18 protein-coding genes are annotated in these 16,285 nt (G+C 64.9%); 9 read left to right on the top strand and 9 right to left on the bottom strand.

Features of this window, described 5'->3' with window-relative positions:
- Positions 1 to 3: 3 nt before the first annotated feature.
- A complete protein-coding gene (locus tag BMI85_RS12670) occupies positions 4 to 864 on the bottom strand; it encodes a polysaccharide deacetylase (RefSeq protein ID WP_078601521.1) in 861 nt (286 codons plus the stop codon).
- 12 nt (positions 865 to 876) lie between these two features.
- Positions 877 to 1,509, bottom strand: coding sequence for a TetR/AcrR family transcriptional regulator (locus BMI85_RS12675; protein WP_078523171.1), 633 nt, complete (start codon positions 1,507 to 1,509; stop codon positions 877 to 879).
- A gap of 138 nt (positions 1,510 to 1,647) precedes the next feature.
- Here BMI85_RS12675 and BMI85_RS12680 point away from each other — a divergent pair, with 138 nt between their 5' ends.
- From BMI85_RS12680 to speB, 6 genes are all read left to right on the top strand, one after another.
- A complete protein-coding gene (locus BMI85_RS12680) occupies positions 1,648 to 2,709 on the top strand; it encodes an ABC transporter substrate-binding protein (protein ID WP_078601522.1) in 1,062 nt (353 codons plus the stop codon).
- A 100-nt stretch (positions 2,710 to 2,809) separates the two neighbouring features.
- Complete coding sequence (locus BMI85_RS12685) at positions 2,810 to 3,568, top strand: ABC transporter permease (RefSeq protein WP_244176628.1); 759 nt, start codon at positions 2,810 to 2,812, stop codon at positions 3,566 to 3,568.
- A 2-nt stretch (positions 3,569 to 3,570) separates the two neighbouring features.
- A complete protein-coding gene (locus BMI85_RS12690) occupies positions 3,571 to 4,365 on the top strand; it encodes an ABC transporter ATP-binding protein (protein ID WP_078601523.1) in 795 nt (264 codons plus the stop codon).
- Positions 4,362 to 5,129, top strand: a complete 768-nt coding sequence (locus tag BMI85_RS12695; RefSeq protein WP_210402351.1) for an SDR family oxidoreductase — start codon at positions 4,362 to 4,364, stop codon at positions 5,127 to 5,129. Before BMI85_RS12690 ends, BMI85_RS12695 begins: the two co-directional genes overlap by 4 nt.
- Positions 5,126 to 5,857: a 3-oxoacyl-ACP reductase family protein gene (locus BMI85_RS12700; RefSeq protein WP_078601524.1), complete on the top strand. Its 732-nt coding sequence runs from the start codon at positions 5,126 to 5,128 to the stop codon at positions 5,855 to 5,857. The genes BMI85_RS12695 and BMI85_RS12700 overlap by 4 nt, the downstream gene beginning before the upstream one ends.
- Positions 5,858 to 5,870: 13 nt before the next feature.
- A complete protein-coding gene (gene speB / locus BMI85_RS12705; RefSeq protein ID WP_078601525.1) occupies positions 5,871 to 6,839 on the top strand; it encodes an agmatinase in 969 nt (322 codons plus the stop codon).
- 16 nt (positions 6,840 to 6,855) lie between these two features.
- Here speB and BMI85_RS12710 read toward each other — a convergent pair whose 3' ends face one another.
- Positions 6,856 to 7,179 carry a hypothetical protein gene (locus BMI85_RS12710; protein WP_143595067.1) on the bottom strand — a complete coding sequence of 108 codons (324 nt, stop codon included), beginning with the start codon at positions 7,177 to 7,179 and terminating at the stop codon, positions 6,856 to 6,858.
- A 649-nt stretch (positions 7,180 to 7,828) separates the two neighbouring features.
- On the opposite strand from BMI85_RS12710, the gene BMI85_RS21435 reads away from it, so the two are divergent.
- From BMI85_RS21435 to BMI85_RS12725, 3 genes are all read left to right on the top strand, one after another.
- Positions 7,829 to 8,704, top strand: coding sequence for a Crp/Fnr family transcriptional regulator (locus BMI85_RS21435; protein WP_168174786.1), 876 nt, complete (start codon positions 7,829 to 7,831; stop codon positions 8,702 to 8,704).
- Positions 8,705 to 8,836: 132 nt separating this feature from the next.
- Entirely contained in the window at positions 8,837 to 9,271 is a 435-nt protein-coding gene (locus BMI85_RS12720; protein WP_078601528.1) for a hypothetical protein, read from the top strand.
- Positions 9,272 to 9,430: 159 nt separating this feature from the next.
- Positions 9,431 to 11,389 carry an ATP-binding protein gene (locus tag BMI85_RS12725; protein WP_078601529.1) on the top strand — a complete coding sequence of 653 codons (1,959 nt, stop codon included), beginning with the start codon at positions 9,431 to 9,433 and terminating at the stop codon, positions 11,387 to 11,389.
- On the opposite strand, the gene BMI85_RS12730 is transcribed toward BMI85_RS12725, so the two are convergent.
- From BMI85_RS12730 to BMI85_RS12755, 6 genes are all read right to left on the bottom strand, one after another.
- Positions 11,364 to 12,077 carry a response regulator transcription factor gene (locus BMI85_RS12730; protein ID WP_078601530.1) on the bottom strand — a complete coding sequence of 238 codons (714 nt, stop codon included), beginning with the start codon at positions 12,075 to 12,077 and terminating at the stop codon, positions 11,364 to 11,366. The two genes, BMI85_RS12725 and BMI85_RS12730, sit on opposite strands and share 26 nt — an antisense overlap.
- Before the next feature lie 132 nt (positions 12,078 to 12,209).
- Entirely contained in the window at positions 12,210 to 13,556 is a 1,347-nt protein-coding gene (locus tag BMI85_RS12735; protein WP_078601531.1) for a hypothetical protein, read from the bottom strand.
- Positions 13,543 to 14,682 (bottom strand): helix-turn-helix transcriptional regulator, encoded by a 1,140-nt coding sequence (locus BMI85_RS12740; RefSeq protein WP_078601532.1) that lies wholly within the window; start codon positions 14,680 to 14,682, stop codon positions 13,543 to 13,545. Before BMI85_RS12740 ends, BMI85_RS12735 begins: the two co-directional genes overlap by 14 nt.
- Positions 14,683 to 14,818: 136 nt before the next feature.
- The gene (csgH, locus tag BMI85_RS12745; protein ID WP_078541297.1) at positions 14,819 to 15,220 is read right to left on the bottom strand and encodes a curli-like amyloid fiber formation chaperone CsgH; all 402 of its coding nucleotides are present in this window, start codon (positions 15,218 to 15,220) and stop codon (positions 14,819 to 14,821) included.
- 73 nt (positions 15,221 to 15,293) lie between these two features.
- On the bottom strand, positions 15,294 to 15,707 hold the full coding sequence (locus tag BMI85_RS12750; RefSeq protein WP_078601533.1) for a hypothetical protein: 414 nt from the start codon (positions 15,705 to 15,707) through the stop codon (positions 15,294 to 15,296).
- A gap of 93 nt (positions 15,708 to 15,800) precedes the next feature.
- On the bottom strand, positions 15,801 to 16,157 hold the full coding sequence (locus tag BMI85_RS12755; protein WP_078550614.1) for a hypothetical protein: 357 nt from the start codon (positions 16,155 to 16,157) through the stop codon (positions 15,801 to 15,803).
- Positions 16,158 to 16,285 lie beyond the last annotated feature (128 nt).

The following is a 16,285-nucleotide window of genomic DNA, read 5'->3' on the forward strand; positions in this document are numbered from 1 at the left end:
GCGTTACGCCTCCATCCCGATCCGTTCCCGGCGCAGCGTCGACGCCCCGGATTTGGCATGGCTGGCGATCTCTTCCATCGGCGCGAACCAGACGTCGCCTGCCTCCACGGCGCGCTCCAGCAGACGCTCCATCTCGCGCCAGCGCGCCAGACGGCCCGTCAGGAACGGGTGCAGCACCGGCATCCAGAACCCGCCCGCCTCGTGCATCGCGTCGAATTCCTCGGCGAAGGCACGGATACCATCGGAGGGCGCGCGGATCGGCATCAGGTAGTCGATCTCGCCGAAATGCGCGAAGGGCGGCCAGTCATCGGTGCCCCAGTGCGGCGGCACCTCGATCAGGCTGCCTTTCGGCGTCTCGACCAGATAGGGCAACTCGTCGGCCATCATCGAGCTGTCATAGAGAAACCCGTGCTCGATCAAGCGGTTGAGCATCGCAGGCGTGAAGGAATAGACCGGGGCGCGATAGCCGCGCGGCTTGCGGCCCGTCATCTTGACATGAACCTCCAGCGCACGTTCGAACAACTCCGCCTCACGTTCGTCGGAATGCTCCATCGGATCTTCATGCATCCACGAATGATGCCCGATCTCGTGCCCCGCTTTCAGGATCGCCTCGACCGTTTCCGGGTAGGTCTGCATCACCCAGGCGGGCATGAAGAAGGTCTGGGTCAGGCCCAGACGGCGATAGGTCTCGAGGATGCGCGGCACCGCCACCGTTGGCCCGTAACGGCCCATCGAGATCGGCTGCAGACGCAGCTCGGCATCCTCAGGCCGCGCCGTGCGGATCAGCGAATCCGCGTCGATATCGAAGGTCACGCAGGCGGCGCTGCGCTTGCCCTCGGGCCAGGTGATCGGGTTGAGAAACATGTCACTCTCCGCTCAGGAAGGATCGGCGGGCACCGGGAGCGTCACCGAGAACAGCGCCACGAGATCGTTGCGCAGCCAGGTCTCGATCTCGTCCCGGCGCGCGGCGTCGGTGGAAATGAACTGGATGAAACGGGCGTTTTGCAGCTGGAACAGCGCCCGGCCCAGATGGAGCGGGTTCAGATCGGCGCTGAGCCGCCCGTCCCGCTGCATCGCCTCGATCCGGCGCACCAGCACCGAGGCAAGCTGTTCGTCGAGCTTGAAATAGGCCTTGGAGAGCTGCGTCCCCGCCTCGATCGTCACCGCCGCGATGACCTGACGCCAGATGTCTTTCTCCAGCGTCTGCATCGCGTGAACCATGATCTCGTGCGCGAAGGCCACCGTCAGCTCGACGAGCTCTGCCTCCGGTCCGGGCAGCGTCGAATCGAGCCGTTCCAGCAGTTGCTTGTCGCTTTCGATCACCAGCGCGAGCAGCACCCCGGCCTTGGTTCCGTAGTAGTTATGGACCGTTACGCCCGAGACGCCGGCCGCCACCGCGATCGCCTCGATCGTCGTCTTGTCATAGCCCTTCTCGCGAAAAAGCTCTTTGGCCGATGTGACGATGCGGTTGCGACGGTCTTGTTTTTGTTGGGCGCGTAGGTTGCTCACTAAGTCCTCCTAGGGTTGCGAGCAGTTTTCGGCAATTGGTCATCTTTGGTCAAGACAAATTTTTTATTGCATAAAAGTTTTTATCGAATAAAGTTTTTGTACAAGATCAAGAATCCATACCAACAGCGAGGTCCGCTTATGCGCTCCGTTCTCAAACTCGCCGCCGCCTCCGCGGTCGCCCTCTCCGCGGGCAGCCTCTCCGCTGCCGCCGCTGAAACCGTCAATGTCGGGGTCTGCGTCTCCTGGCCGGGCTATGCCATGCTCGAAGTCGCCAAGGAAAAGAACCTGATCCCCGATTACGACCTGAACATCACGATCTTCGAAGATCCGCTGGGCGGTCATGCCGCCCTCGCCGCGGGTCAGCTCGACGTCTATGGCTGCACCGCCGATTACACGCCGCTGGTCGTGGATCGCGGCACCGATGTGGTCAACGTGGCCCAGCTCAACCCCTCCTACGGGGTCGATCACGTCATTCTTGCGCCCGACACCGAGCCCGCCGACCTGCCCGGCAAAAAGGTCTCGGCCCCGCAGGCCTATATCGGTCAGCTGCTGATGGGGATCTGGCTCGATTCCGAGGGCATCACCCCCGATCAGGTCGAGTGGGTGAACCTGAATGCCGATGAAGCCGTCGGTCCGATGATGTCGGGCGATCTGTCGGCTGCCTACATGTACGAGCCGTGGATCTCCAAGGTCTTGGAGGCCAAGCCCGGCGCACGGTCCATCGTGAACACCGCCGATCCGGAGATGCTGAAGACCGGGATCTTCATGGACGCTCTGTATATGAACAAGAATTTCATCGCCAATGACCGCGAGGCGGCGCTGGCTGTGCTGAAAGCGCGTTGGGAAGGGCTGGCCTACTGGAACCAGCACACCGAAGAGACCAACAAGATGCTCGCGTCGTTCCTGCAGTGGCCCGAGGAAGATATCGGCTACGTCATCGGGACCAACGGCAAGTCCTTCGAGGGCGGCATCTACATGATGGACTTCGACGAATCCGCCCGCCTGTGCGGCGTACTCGACGGCGACGGCCCGCTCGGCATGGCGAACGGTTCGATGGTCGACTCGATCGCGATGACCAATGACTGGTGGATCAAGCTCGGTCTGATGGAAAACAAGATCGACGCGTCGAAAGGCATCGACTGCTCGCTGATGGGCGATCTGGTCGAAGCCGGATACCGCCAGAGCCTGACCGCACACTAACCCCCTCGGGAAGCGCCGATCCCCGGCGCTTCCCTTCCCCCAAGCCGGAGCATCTACCTTGAGCGCCCGACCCACTCCCTTTCTCCAGCTGCGCAAGCCCGTGAGCCGCCGTCAGAAGCTGCTTTCCGCGCTCGCCATCTGGGTGCTGTTCTTCGGCATCTGGATCGTCGCCTCAGCCAGCGGTCTGGTGAACCCGCTTCTCGTCCCTGCCCCGCAGCAGGTCTTCGCGACCACTTTCGATCTGTTCTTCAGCCGCGGGTTCGGCAGCGACGTCCTGATCTCCATCAGCCGCGTGCTGATCGCCTTCGCGCTTGCCAGTGCGGTCGCGGTGCCGCTGGGTGTGATGATGGGGTCCTTCCCCGCGATCGAGGCCTTCTTCGCACCCTTCGTCTCGGCCTGGCGCTACCTCCCCGCGCCGTCCTTCATCCCGATCCTGCTGATGTGGTTCGGGACCGGCGAGGCGCCGAAACTGGCGCTGTTGTTCCTCGGCGTGATCTTCTTCCTGATCACCCTGATCATGGATCACACCAAGAATGTGCGCGAGGAACTGGTCGAGACCGCCCTGACGCTGGGCGCGCCGCGCCACAAGGTCGTGGCCCGGGTGATCTTCCCCGCCGTGCTGCCCGATATCGTCACCGCGATGCGTCAGATGCTGGCGATGACCTGGACCTATCTGGTGATCGCCGAGATCGTCGCCTCCACCACCGGTATCGGCGCGATGATGATGCGCGCGCGTCGCTTCCTGAACACCGATGAGATCCTGTCGGGGATCGTCGTGATCGGCGTGCTGGGGCTGCTCTTCGACCTCACTTTCTCCGCCCTGCACCGCTGGGCCTTCCCCTATCTGAGAAAGGCGTGACCATGAGTGCCGAAACCGCATTGGAAATCCGCGAGATCTCGAAGGAATTCGAGCTTTCGGGCGGGCGCAAGCTGGTCGCCGTCGAGGGCGCGGGCTTCACCGTCGAACGCAACTCCATCTGTGTCCTGCTCGGCCCGTCGGGCTGCGGGAAATCGACGATCCTGCGCATGATCGCAGGGCTCGAAACCCCGAGCGGCGGCGAGATCGTCATCGGAGGCCGCCGCGTCGAGGGACCGGGCCGCGACCGGGGCATGGTCTTTCAGGCCTATACCTCCTTCGACTGGCTGACGGTGCGCAAGAATGTCGAGTTCGGGATGCAGATCAACGGCGTCCCGGCCGCCGAGCGCCGCGAACGCGCGGAACGCTTCATCAACCTCGTGGGGCTCGGGAAATTCGCCGAGGCCTACCCGTCGCAGCTCTCGGGCGGGATGCGTCAGCGCGTGGCCATCGCGCGCACGCTGGCCAACGACCCGGAAGTGCTGCTGATGGACGAGCCCTTCGGTGCGCTCGATGCCGAGACCCGCTGGCTGATGCAGGAGCTGATGATCGACGTCGCCGAGAAGACCAACACGACGATGGTAATCGTCACCCACGATCTCGAGGAAGCGATCTTCCTCGCCGACAAGATCGTTTTTCTCTCGAGCCATCCGGGCCGCGTGAAAGAGGTGATCGTGCCGGAATTCAAGCAAGGCGCCCGCATCGCCGACAAGGAAAGGGCCGTGAAACTCGACGGCTACTCCGATCTGGAGGCCCATCTGATGCGGCTGATGCGAGAGGAAGGACGCGGCAAGGAATGAGCGTGACATTCGACTTCACCGGCAAGACCGTTCTGGTCACCGGCGCTTCGAGCGGGATCGGCTATGGCATTGCCGAAGGCTTCGCGCGCGCGGGCGCCGATCTGATCATCCTGTCCGAGACTGAGACTATCCATGATGCCGCCGAAAGCCTGCCCGGCAAGGTCCGCGCGATCCGCTGCGATATCGCAGACGCCGCGATGGTGACCGAAGCGCTGGCCGATATCGAACGCGTCGATGTGCTGGTGAACAATGCAGGCCTCGAGCGCCCCACCCCGCTCAACGGTGCGAACCCGTTGGGCAACGCCACCTTTGAGCGGATCGTGGCGATCAACATCACCGGCACGCAGAACGTGACCGACGCGCTGATCTCGCGCATCCCCGAGGGCGGGCGCATCCTGAACACCGCCTCGATCTGGGCGCGCACCGCCGTGCCGGGCTTCTCGGCCTATGTCGCGAGCAAACACGCGCTTCTGGGCCTGACCCGGACATGGGCGCAGGAACTGGGCCCCCGCGGCATCCGCGTCAACGCGATCTGCCCCGGCTGGGTGAAAACCGGACCGGCGGCCAATTCGCTGCGGGAACTGGCGGAATCGAGCGGCCGCAGCGAGGCCGAGGTCGAGGCCGAGATCATGGCCGCGCAAGCGATCGACGGGCTGATGGTACCCGCCGATATGGCCGATCCTTACATGTTTCTCGCGTCCGAGGCCGGCGCGAATATCACCGGTCAGGCGCTCAACGTCGACCGCGGCGAGGTAATGTCATGAGCCTTCAGGGAAAAGTCGCACTGGTCACCGGCGGCTCGCGCGGGATCGGGCGCGCCATAGCGCTGGCGCTGGCCGAACAGGGCGCGAAAGTCGCCTTCTGCCATCCCGACGATGCGCAGGCGCATGACACGCTGGCCGAGCTTCAAAAGCTGACCGAGGCGGAATCCCTGCCGGCCGATGTCTCTGACGAGGCACAGGTCGAGGGGATGTTCGACGCGGTGATGGCGCGCTTCGGGCGGATCGACATCCTCGTGAACAACGCGGGCATCCTGCGCGAAAGCCCGATTGCCGAGACAAAGATCGACGAATTCGACCGGGTGATCGCGGTGAACCTGCGCGGCACTTTCCTCGCGTCGCGCGCCTTCGTACGCCGTACCGAGGAAGGCCGGATCATCAATATCGCAAGCGATCTGGGCTTTCTGGGGCGCGAGGAAATGTCCGCCTATACCGCCTCGAAAGGCGCGATCATCGCGCTGACCCGGACGTTGGCGCGTGAATTGGCGCCGAAGATCCTCGTCAACGCCATCGCGCCGGGCTCGATCGAGACCGACATGACGAGCCCCGCCTCGATGAGCCCCGAACAACTGGCAATCGACATGGCGACGCCGCTCGCCCGGTTCGGCCAGCCTGAGGATATCGCCGCGATGGCCTGCTATCTCGCGGGCCCGCAGAGCAATTTCATCACCGGTCAATGCTTCGGCGTGAACGGTGGCAGTGTCATGACCTGACAGGAGCGACCCCATGTCCAGCGATTCCTATTTCCACCCGGTTTCCGGCTTCGATCTGCCGCGCTTCGCGGGCGTGCCGACCTTCATGCGCCTGCCGCATGTCGAACTCGACGACCCGCGCCTGAAGGATGTGCAGGTCGGGTTCATCGGCAGCCCCTGGGATTCCGGCACGACCAACCGTCCCGGCCCGCGCCACGGGCCACGCCAACTGCGCGATCTCTCGACGATGATCCGGGCGCAGAACGGCGCGACCGGAGTGCGCCCCTTCGAGATGGTCAACTGCGCCGATCTCGGCGACGTGGCCCCGAACCCGGCCGACATTCAGGACGCGATGGCCCGGATCACCCGGTTCTTCGAGACCGTCCGCGCCCATGGCATCCGCCCGATCACGGCGGGCGGCGACCACCTCAATTCGTTGCCGATCCTGCGCGCGTTGGGCACGCCCGAGCCGCTCGGCATGGTGCATTTCGACAGCCATACCGACCTGTTCCACAGCTATTTCGGCGGCAACATGTACACCCACGGCACGCCGTTCCGCCGCGCCATCGAAGAGGGTCTCCTGGACCCGAAACGCGTGGTGCAGATCGGCATTCGCGGCTCGACTTATGACAGCGAGGACCGCGATTTCGCCGATAGCGTCGGCGTGCGCGTGATCCCGATCGAGGAATTCCATGCCCGCGGCGTCGAGGATGTGATGGCGGAAGCGCGCGAGATCGTCGGCACCAAGCCCACCTATCTCTCCTACGATATCGACTTCATCGACCCGGCCTTCGCCCCCGGCACCGGCACACCCGAAGTCGGCGGCCCCAATTCCTATCAGGCGCTGCAGGTGATCCGCCTGCTCGACGGGGTCAACATCGTCGGCGCCGATCTGGTCGAGGTCTCCCCGCCCTTCGACCCGTCCGGCGCGACCGCTTTCCTCGGCGTCTCGGTGATGTTCGAGATCCTCTGCCAGATGGCGGTGCGCATGACCCGCGGGTGATCGCCGCGCCGCCCGCTCAGCCCACGCGGCGCATATCTTTCGCGTGGGTGCGATAGACCGGGGTCATGTTGTTGTCGAGGCTTGCGCCGAGGTCGAGATCCGCCTCTTGCAGCCGGGCGACCTCCTGCAGGGCGAGACCGAGATAGCGCGCGATCTCCTGCATCGAGAGCCCGAGGTCGCTCAGCGCCGAGACTTCCAGCGCGCGATCCGGTCCCGTTTCCTCAGCGCGCGCGCCCGACAAAGGCCAGGGAATGGTCTTCGTCGCGCGGCTGTCCTGCCGTGGCTTACGCGGCAGAGGTAGAAGGTCAGGGCTGTTTTCTGGGGTGATCCAACGAAACATCCGCACACTCCTTCGAGCTTGGCTATGAGACCCGTTCAGCTAAACCGCATCCGGCCCGCCGCGCCATTGACCGCCGTCAATGCGAACCGCGCAGACCCGGTTCGGTGCGCTCTCTGGGCAGGGTTTTGCCAATCCACGCGGGGCGCCCGGAGGGGCAACACGTCTTTTCACACTTCAGGCACTGAACTGGGTCGGAGCGCGCACCGAAACCCGAGCGCTGTTGCGCAACATGCGCCAAGGGCCGCAACCTGCGCAGTCATGGCTGCGATTGACGCCCAATAATGCCACTCGCGCCGCGCGGGCGTATACTTGGATATTCGCGGAGGGTTGGGGCTACCTCACCCGTTCGAGTCCGCTCGAAGAGCCTTTCGCGAAACCCGCCGGCCACCGCGCGTCTGTCCCCAAGGCTCGGCCGGCGGGGCCGTTTTCATGCGCGCTTCAAAACTCCGCCGATGGCGCACCGCAGGTCAGTCAGTGGGCCGCTATACGCAATATTATTGCGCGAAATGCCCCTCATGTTTCGGAATCTACATTTCTCTACAATTTCTCGCCTGACAGATGGCCCCTGAGGCGGCAAGATTCCTGCAGTCACAAAAGACGCGTGTTGCCCGACCACTGCCATCGATCGGGGGGCATAAAGGGGGGGAATATGTTCAACACTCAGGCCATACGGCCGCAAGTCGACGCGAAATGCGAGGACTGCATCGCGCGCCAGACAGGACTTTGTAGCGCCTTCGATAGCGAGGCGCTCCTCGATTTTGCTCATCGCAGCTATCGTGAAACCTATCACCAGGGCGCCGAGATCGCGGCTCAGGGCGAAGTGGCGGAACGGGTCGGTATCGTCGCCTCCGGGCTGGTGAAGGTCGTCGTTCTGACCGAAGGCGGGGACGAATACGTTCTGCAAATCCTGCGCGCGGGGCACCTGATCGGGGATCCGGACCGCGAGGTGAACGGGTTTTCCAGCGAGGCCGCCACCGATACCGCGATCTGCTGGATGCCACGCCAAACATGGCACAATTTCCTGCAAACGCATCCGCAGATCTTCCGCGGCTGTCTCTCGGCGCTGAACCGGCAGTTCGAAGAGCTGCAGTTGAGCGTCGTGAAAATGCGCGGGCGCAGCACCGTGCAGCGGCTCGCGCTTTGGCTGATCGAACAGCTCCCCGGTGCGCTCGACGGCAGCACACCGCAAATTCGCATCGTGCTGACCCGACGCGATCTCGCCTCGCTGTTGGACATGACGGTGGAGACCCTGTGCCGCGCGCTGCACCAGATCGAAGAGCGCGGCGCGATCCGCCTGCTTGCGCCCGACCATCTCGAAGTCAGGGATCTCGGACGACTGCGGCGGCTTGCCAAATACCAGAACGAGCGGATCGGCGCGGCCCTTGCCGAGCCCGATCCCGCACCGCGCCTGTCTCAACGCGAGACATGGTCCAGGGGCGGAAAAGCACCCGTCTCAAAGCTCGGATGCGAGGGACATGCGCCCGGGCGCACACCGGACTTCGCCACACGCGGAGGGCAGCGATAGACCGCGGATGCGCCGGCCCGGAATGTCTCGGTGGATCACACATCGCGCAACCTGCATTGATCGTGGTCAATGCGCGCGACCTCACGCGCGGCAAAGCTCGCGATGTGTCAGATCACATCCCGGGAGGCCCCTATGCCACGCAAATCCGACGCGACCGCCCGCACCAACGCGGGCTATGCTGACCTCGTGAAACGCCTGCTACCGCCAGACGGGCCGGACCCGGCACTGCTTGGCCCGATCGTCGCGATGCAAACTCAGGCGGCCGATCGCATGTTGCAGCTCAATCAGGAATGGCTGCGCTTCACCACCGATCGGATCACCTGCGACCGCGCCCTGCTCGCCAGTCTGTCCAATCCCGGCGATCCCACCGCAATTGCCTCCGCCTGGTCGGAGTTCTACTCCGGCGCGATCGACGATTATTCCGCGCTCTATCGCCGCCTCTGGGGGCAATATGCCGAGGAGATGACGGAGGCGGTGTTCGACAGCCAGAAGCAGGTGCAGGACCTGTTCATGACCTCCCTGCAAGGGGCGGGTTTCGGCGAGCACCGCCACGCGACGCCGGTCTGAGCGACCGCAATGGGAAGGCCGGATCTGCCTCTCAGCGGCGGGCCCGGCAGGTATAGTTTTGTGCGATTTTTCGTCTTTCCTCCACGGCAGGACACGAAACCGAGTATGATTTCATGAGTGATCAGGGCGTGGTGCCAAGCGCGAAATGAGGTGGCGCCAGTGGTAAATTCCAATCGCGAAGACACCGGACCGAAGACGCGTGCCTCGCGCGCGGTGCTTGCCGATGGTGTGGGAGACATGATCTCGCTGATGCCGATCCCGGTCGCGGTGTTCGACACCGCGACGCGTCTGGTTGCGACCTCGGCGGCGTTTCAGGAGAGCTACGACGTCGATCTCGCCGGCGCGAGCGGACCGGGTGACGGCGACCTGCTGCCCTGGCTGCCAGAGGGCTACCCCGCCGCGCGCGATAAGGCGCTCGCCGGAGAGGTCGTACAATGCGACGAGACCCGGACGACGCTCCCCGATGGGCGTGTGATCCGGAACCGCTGGATTACCGCACCGATCCACCGCGACGGCGGCGTCGCGGGGATCATTCTCATCATCGAGGATATCAGCGCCGGGAAGGACTCGCAGCCGCCGACCGCCCTGCGCGCGGAACGGATCGCCGAGGCGATGGATGCCGCCGGGATCGCCCTGTTCGAGGTGGATTTCGACCGTGATGCGTTTCTCGCGACCGGGTCCGCCCGGCAGCTTCTGGAGACGCAGGAGGTGCCCGACAGCTACGACAAATGGCTCGCCCTCGCCGCGCCGGAGGATCGTGCGCAGTTCGACGCGCTCTATCGCGCGGCGCTGGACCCCACCGGCAGTCGGAAATTCTCGATCGAGTTCAAACTTGCCGAGAGCCGCGAGCCCAAAGTGATCGAGTTGCGCGGCAATATCCGGTTTGATGAGACCTGCGATCCGCCCCGTCCGCTGGGCGTCGTCGGCGCGATCCTCGATCGCACGGAACGCGCGCGGATATCGGAGGCGTTGGTACAGGCGCAGCGGCTGGAAACCGTGGGCCGAATGGCGGGCCTTATTGCGCATGATTTCAACAACTTGCTGACCGTCATCCTGTCCAATTTGGAGCTCGCATCGCGCGCCGAGATGGCCGAGATCGCGCGCGACCACCTGGAACGCGCGATCGACGCGACGCAGATCGGTGCGGGGTTCAATCAGCGGCTTCTGGCGCTTGCTGGGGCGCGGACGCCCAAGCCGGTGCGCTTCGGCCTCGATGCGCAACTCGCCGAGACATGGACGCTGCTGGAGCGTGTGCTGGGCGAACAGGTGCATCTGCGTCTCCTGCCCGGCGCCGATCACGGCCAAGTCTACATGGATCGCGGGGAGCTGGACGGCGCGCTGCTCAATCTCGTCATCAATGCGCGCGACGCGATGACGGCCACCGGTACGATCACCATTCAGACCGGCTGCGCGCGGTTTGACGCGCATCAGGCCGCCGAGATCGACGGGGCGCGGCATGGCTGCTTCCTCACGGTGAGCGTGACCGATACCGGGCAAGGCATGACCCCGGACGTGCGCAGGCAGGCTCTCGATCCGTTTTTCACCACCAAGGATGCGCAGGTCGGGAACGGGCTCGGTCTGACCAGCGTGGCGAGTTCGGTCGCGCGGGCGGGCGGATTCCTGCATATCGACACGGCCCCCGACAAAGGCACCACGATCACGCTCTATCTGCCCGAGACCGAGGGGGAGCCCACGCCCGCGCCTGCCGACCATCACGACACGCTGCGAATGGGCGATGGTCAGCTGGTGCTGGTGGTCGAGGACGATCCGCTCGTGCGCGAGGCTGTTCTCGACCGGCTGGAGGCTCTGGGCTACGCGGTGATCGAGGCCGCAAACGCGTCCGAGGCGCTGGAGCAGATCGAGGCGGGCGAGCCGGTCGAGCTGCTGTTTTCCGACGTCGTGCTGCCCGGCACCTTTTCGGGCTTCGACCTTGTCGATCGCGCCCGCGCCCGCGATCCCGCATTGCCCGTCCTTCTGACCTCTGGCCATACGTCCGAGCACTTCTCCGGGCGCCCCGAAGCCGAACGCGAGGTGGAATTGCTCACGAAGCCTTATTCTCTCTCGACGTTGAGTGCGGCGGTCGCGCGTGCGCTCAAGCCGGAGGGACCTCCCCCGTGATCTGGCCGGTGAAGACATAGCCTACGCCGCGCACGGATCGGATCATCCGATTGGCATCATCCGCCGGTTCGATCTTGCGCCGAAGCCGGGCAATATGGGTGTCGATGGTGCGGTCATAGGGCGACCAGTCGCGCCCGTGGAGCACCCGGTTGATGTCGTCGCGCGAGAGCACCTGCTCCGGGCGGCTGAGGAACAACTCAAGCAGTTTCGTCTCCGTTCCGGTCAGATCCTCGCGGCGACCGTCATTATGCTCGATCACGCCGTGACGCAGGTCGATACTGCTGTGATCGATGCGCAGCCGCTCGCGTGGCAGGTTGCGGGTCCGATAGCCGTCGAGCACCCTGCGGATGCGGATCGCGACCTCGCGCGCGGCGAAGGGTTTGACGATGTAGTCATCCGCCCCCGCCTCCAGACCGCGCACCCGGTCGAGCGGTTGCCCTTGCCCGGTGATGAAGATGACGGGAATATTGCTGCGCCCACGCAGGACACGCGCGAGTGCGAGCCCGTCATCCGCGCCTAGCCCCAGATCGAGCGTCACGAGATCGACGTCGCCCGCTTCGATCTCCTGCATCATGCCAGTGGCGTCCGATGCCTCGCGCACCGACCAGCCTTCCGCCTCAAAGCAGTCCCGTAGCGCGCCGCGCACGGAAGGGTCATCTTCGACGACGAGAATTGTCTGCTGTTCCACAGGCGCGACCTCCTATCCCCTCCGCACCTATCGGGAGCGTCCCGGCGCTTTTCATGGCACCGCAAACCCCTGTCCCGAATTATGTCATGATCGGCGCCCCCTGTCCGCCCTGTCTTTGATGGTGATCAAGTGTCAGAAACGGTACAGGAAATTAAACGTGATCGTTCCCTCAAACCCGTGCCGCCACCGGATTTCGTCGTGCCGGATGGTCTCGCCCGCGGTCGAGAGCGCCGCCGCCGAGACCGAACCGGAGCCCACCGTCGTCGTCCCCGAAGAACGCGAAATGAGCGACGCCTGCCCCGTCTCCTGCACCCCCAGAGAGACGGCGAAGGCGCTGTTCCGGCCGATTTGCTGCTCGAAGACCATGCCCGCCCGCAGGACCGGTTCCACACGGGAATATCGGGACCGCTCGGGCGCGTTGCCGGCCGAGGCGAGCCCCGGGATCGAGAGGGTTTCCTCACTGCGACCGCTTGCCGACACCGCCTTTGCGCCGAGATCGAGATAGAGGCCGAAGGACAGGTCGCTGGTCACGAGACGCCGCCCGCCCAGCCCCAAGGTGAGGCTCTGGCTGCGCTCGTGCAGGCGCGTGCGGCGCGCGCTCTCGATGGCCGGGATGGCCCGGCTCGCCGTGAGAGAGGCCGTCGTCGTGTAGGTCTCGCCCGTGTGGCGCGACAGATCCCCGAAGCCGAGACGCGGGCCCCAGCTCCAGTCGCGGCTGTGCCCCAGCGGGCTCGCGATCACTCCGCCCAGCTCGCGCACACGGCTGTGGGCGCTGACCCGTTGCGCGACCTTCACGCTGTCCGGCGCACCGAGACCGATAACGGAAAACCCGCCCGGATCGAACACGGCCGCCAGAGCTGTGGCCTCTCCGGTAGCGCCATCGAGACTGAGCGCCGCGAAGCCGCCCCCGCCTGCGCCGGGCGAAAACGCGTAGGTCTCGATGCGATTGCCAGTGACTGCGGGCGAGAAGGATTGTTGCTCGATATGAACGGTGCCGCCATGCCCGTCGGGAAGGGACAGCGAGGCTGTCGCATTCGCCCCCGACAGCGTGCCCCCCGCGCCAAGCATCGGGTTCAGATCGATCGCGATATTGCCCTGCCCCGTGCGCGGCCCCGTCAGAAGGAGCGTACCGGAACTCGGCAGGCCCGAGACAGCTTGCGCCTGCGCGAAGCCGGAGCCGCGCCCGAAGCTCAGACCGAGCTGAGGCCGGGTCGAGAAATCCGGGGTCCAGCCCGCCTGCGGAAGGATTTGCAGAGGGCGCACGGGGCCCAGCAGCCCGAACTCCACGCCGCGCCCGTCCTCTCCGGTGATCTGGGTGCCCAGCCCCGGCACGAACGGTCCGCGTTGGGGCGGCGCGAGCGACCAGCCTTGCCACATCGAGGGCGGCTGCGCGAGCGCCGGGGGCGTCAGCGTGGCCAGCGCGACCAGCCCGCCAAGGGCGCAGCCGATGGGGCGGACGATGCCGTCACGCCGTCGCATTGATCGTAGCAAGGCGGCTCAGAAGGGCCACCAGCTCCTGTTGGCGCGACGTTTCGGTCTTGCGCATCACCGCCGCGAGTTGATTGCGCAAGGTTTCCTTCGACATCCGTCGGCGCGAAGCCAGTTCGCCGATCGACTCCCCCGCCAGCAGCGCCAAAGCGAGATCGGCTTCCTTCGCGTTCATGCCGAAGAGCCGCCAAAGAAAATCCTGATCCAGTTCGAGCGGCATATCGAGGTCTTCGTAGATCACCGCAAAATTCGGCCCGGCGCCCGGCAGGCCAACCGCCTCGCCCGCGGCCAGCCGGATGATTGTGAGGATCTCGCGCGGCTCACCGCGATTTCGCGGCACGGACATGATCGCGACGCGCTGGCGCAGGCTGCCTTGCAGCGATTGGATCTGCGTCGCGAATTCGTCGTCCACGATGGGATCGGACAGCCGCAGCGTCCCATCTGGCGAGACCTGCAGCGCGCGGCCATTGCGCAGGATTGCCCGCGCCCGCCCGTTCATCCGCGAAACGTTGCGCCGCTCGTTGCACAGCACCACCGAGAAGGGCAGAATTTCCAGAAGATTACCGCTCAGACGCTCGGCCGCGTCGAGCCGCTGGCGCACCTCCATGATCCGCGTCGCCACATCGAGCTGCCGGGCGAGCCGGGTCAGGAAGTCCTTCAAAGGCCGCCGCAGCTCCGCCTCCAGATGGCGCGGATAGCGCAGCTCGATCCCCAGAAGATGACGCTCGCCACGATCGAACAGGACCCCGGCGAGACAGGTTTTGGGCGGGCTCATCCGGCGCAGCACCTGACCCATCGGCCCGCCATTCACCGTCGCCGCACCGAGATCGCCGTCGTCATAGACCCGGCCGATCTCCTGCCCGTGCAGACTGTGCGCCCAGCCATCGGGGGCGCGCATCTCCTCGGCAAAGGCCCGGCGCAATTCCGGGTTCGGCGTATCGAGAAGCAGGAAGTTCCCTGCGCCCTGCATCCGTTCCAGCCCGACAATCATCGGCGTCGCTTCGGGAAAATTCATCGCGACGACCGCGAGCACGGACCGAAATAGATCCCCTTCGATGGCAGATGTGAAAATTTGATCGACCGCTGCGCCGTTCTCAGCGTGCATGCTCAAAGACATGGCGAAATCCCCTTAACCCTCTGATTAAGGAAATCCTCCGCCACGGAGAAATTTCGACAATGACAGTCATCAAGCCTGCCTATGCGCGCCGACAATGTGCGGCGCGGACAGAGGCGGAATCAGCGGGTCCCGACGATCACTTTTTTGCACTGCAGGTCACGCCACCCTCGCCTTCGACGTCCAGTCGCGCCGAGACGACGGCATGTGGACCGGCGGAGACATAGACCTTGGACAGCGTCTGCGCCTCGTCCGCGCGGGTGGCGAAAGCGCCGCCCTGCGTGGTGCTGGAGGTGCCGCCCGCACCGCTCGAGATCACGGTGAAGGAGTAGCGCCCGCGCATTGCGCGCGCCGATTGCACCCGCGCGGTCAGCTCGAGATGCGGAGCTGCGGGGCGCTCTGCGATCTCGCAGCTGAGAGGGGCTGCGCCTTGTGAGCTTTGCGCACTCATCGCGAGCGCCATTCCGAATGGCATCCCTCCGATGAGGACAAGCAGCCCTCCGCGACGCAGGTAGTCGAGCATTTGCAGGTTCCGAGGCATGGTGTGCCTCCTTTCTCGTCCCCCTGCCCCGCACGCGTTGCGACGGGCGGGGCTGAACGGACGGCTATCGGTTTCATTTCAGCTCGAACTGAATGCCGATCGAGCCGTTTCCGCCAACGCTGCTCCCGCTGCGGGTCACACCCAGCCGGGTCTCACCCTGGAAATGGGTCTCCGTCTGGTAGTTGCCGAGCTGAGAGATCGAGCTGCCGAAACCAGAGCCCGATTGGACGGTGCCCGCGACATTGTTGCGGCCGCTCTGCGTGGTTGAGGCGTCATTATAGCTGCCCTGCTGCTGCGTGACGGCCACATTGCCGCGTGATGGCTGCGGGGCGATGGATGCGATGGGGGCGCTACTCGGATCATAGAAAGGCCGGCTCTGCGCCGCAGCTTCCTTCGCGAAAACGCCCAATGCCAGAGCGGCCAAAAGCCCGGTCGCGAGGATCGCGGGGGGCGCCGTGGGGGCTCTCATCTGTGTTGCGAAACTCATAACCTTTCTCCTTGTTGCTGTCGCGACGGCACAGCAGCCGCCTTCAAGACGTTGATCGGGCGGATCGCAGCCCGCCCGATCAACCATGGGACGTCAGTTCTGAACGGTGCTCGACACGTTGCCGACACCGGTCTGGACCGTGGCCGACGAGTTGCCGACATTGCCCTGAATGGTGGACGAGTAGTTCCCGAGGCCCAGCTGATCGGTGATCGAGTTGTTGAACGCGCCGGTCTGACCGGTGCCCGAGAAGTTGGCGATCCCACGTTGCACCGTGGTGCTGGTGTTGCCGTAGTCGCGCTGCACGGTGATGGCCGCGTTGTTCATACCGAGCTGCGTCGTGCTCGACCCGTTGAACCAACCCATCTGGTCGGTGAGCGACACGTTACCGCCTGCGAGGGCGGCTCCGGCGCCGGAGAGAACGACAGCGGTGGCGAGAAGCAGATGTTTCATGGTGATGGTCTCCAGACTAAAGAATGTTGATCGATCCGGATCCGCGTCCCGATCGTTCCTCCACGCTACGCCGGAGCTGCGCCGGGATCGGGGACGCAAACATCATCGAAGACGCCCCGATCGCCATG

The sequence above is a fragment of the Thioclava sp. DLFJ4-1 genome (assembly GCF_002020145.1).
Classification (GTDB): Bacteria; Pseudomonadota; Alphaproteobacteria; order Rhodobacterales; family Rhodobacteraceae; genus Thioclava; species Thioclava sediminum.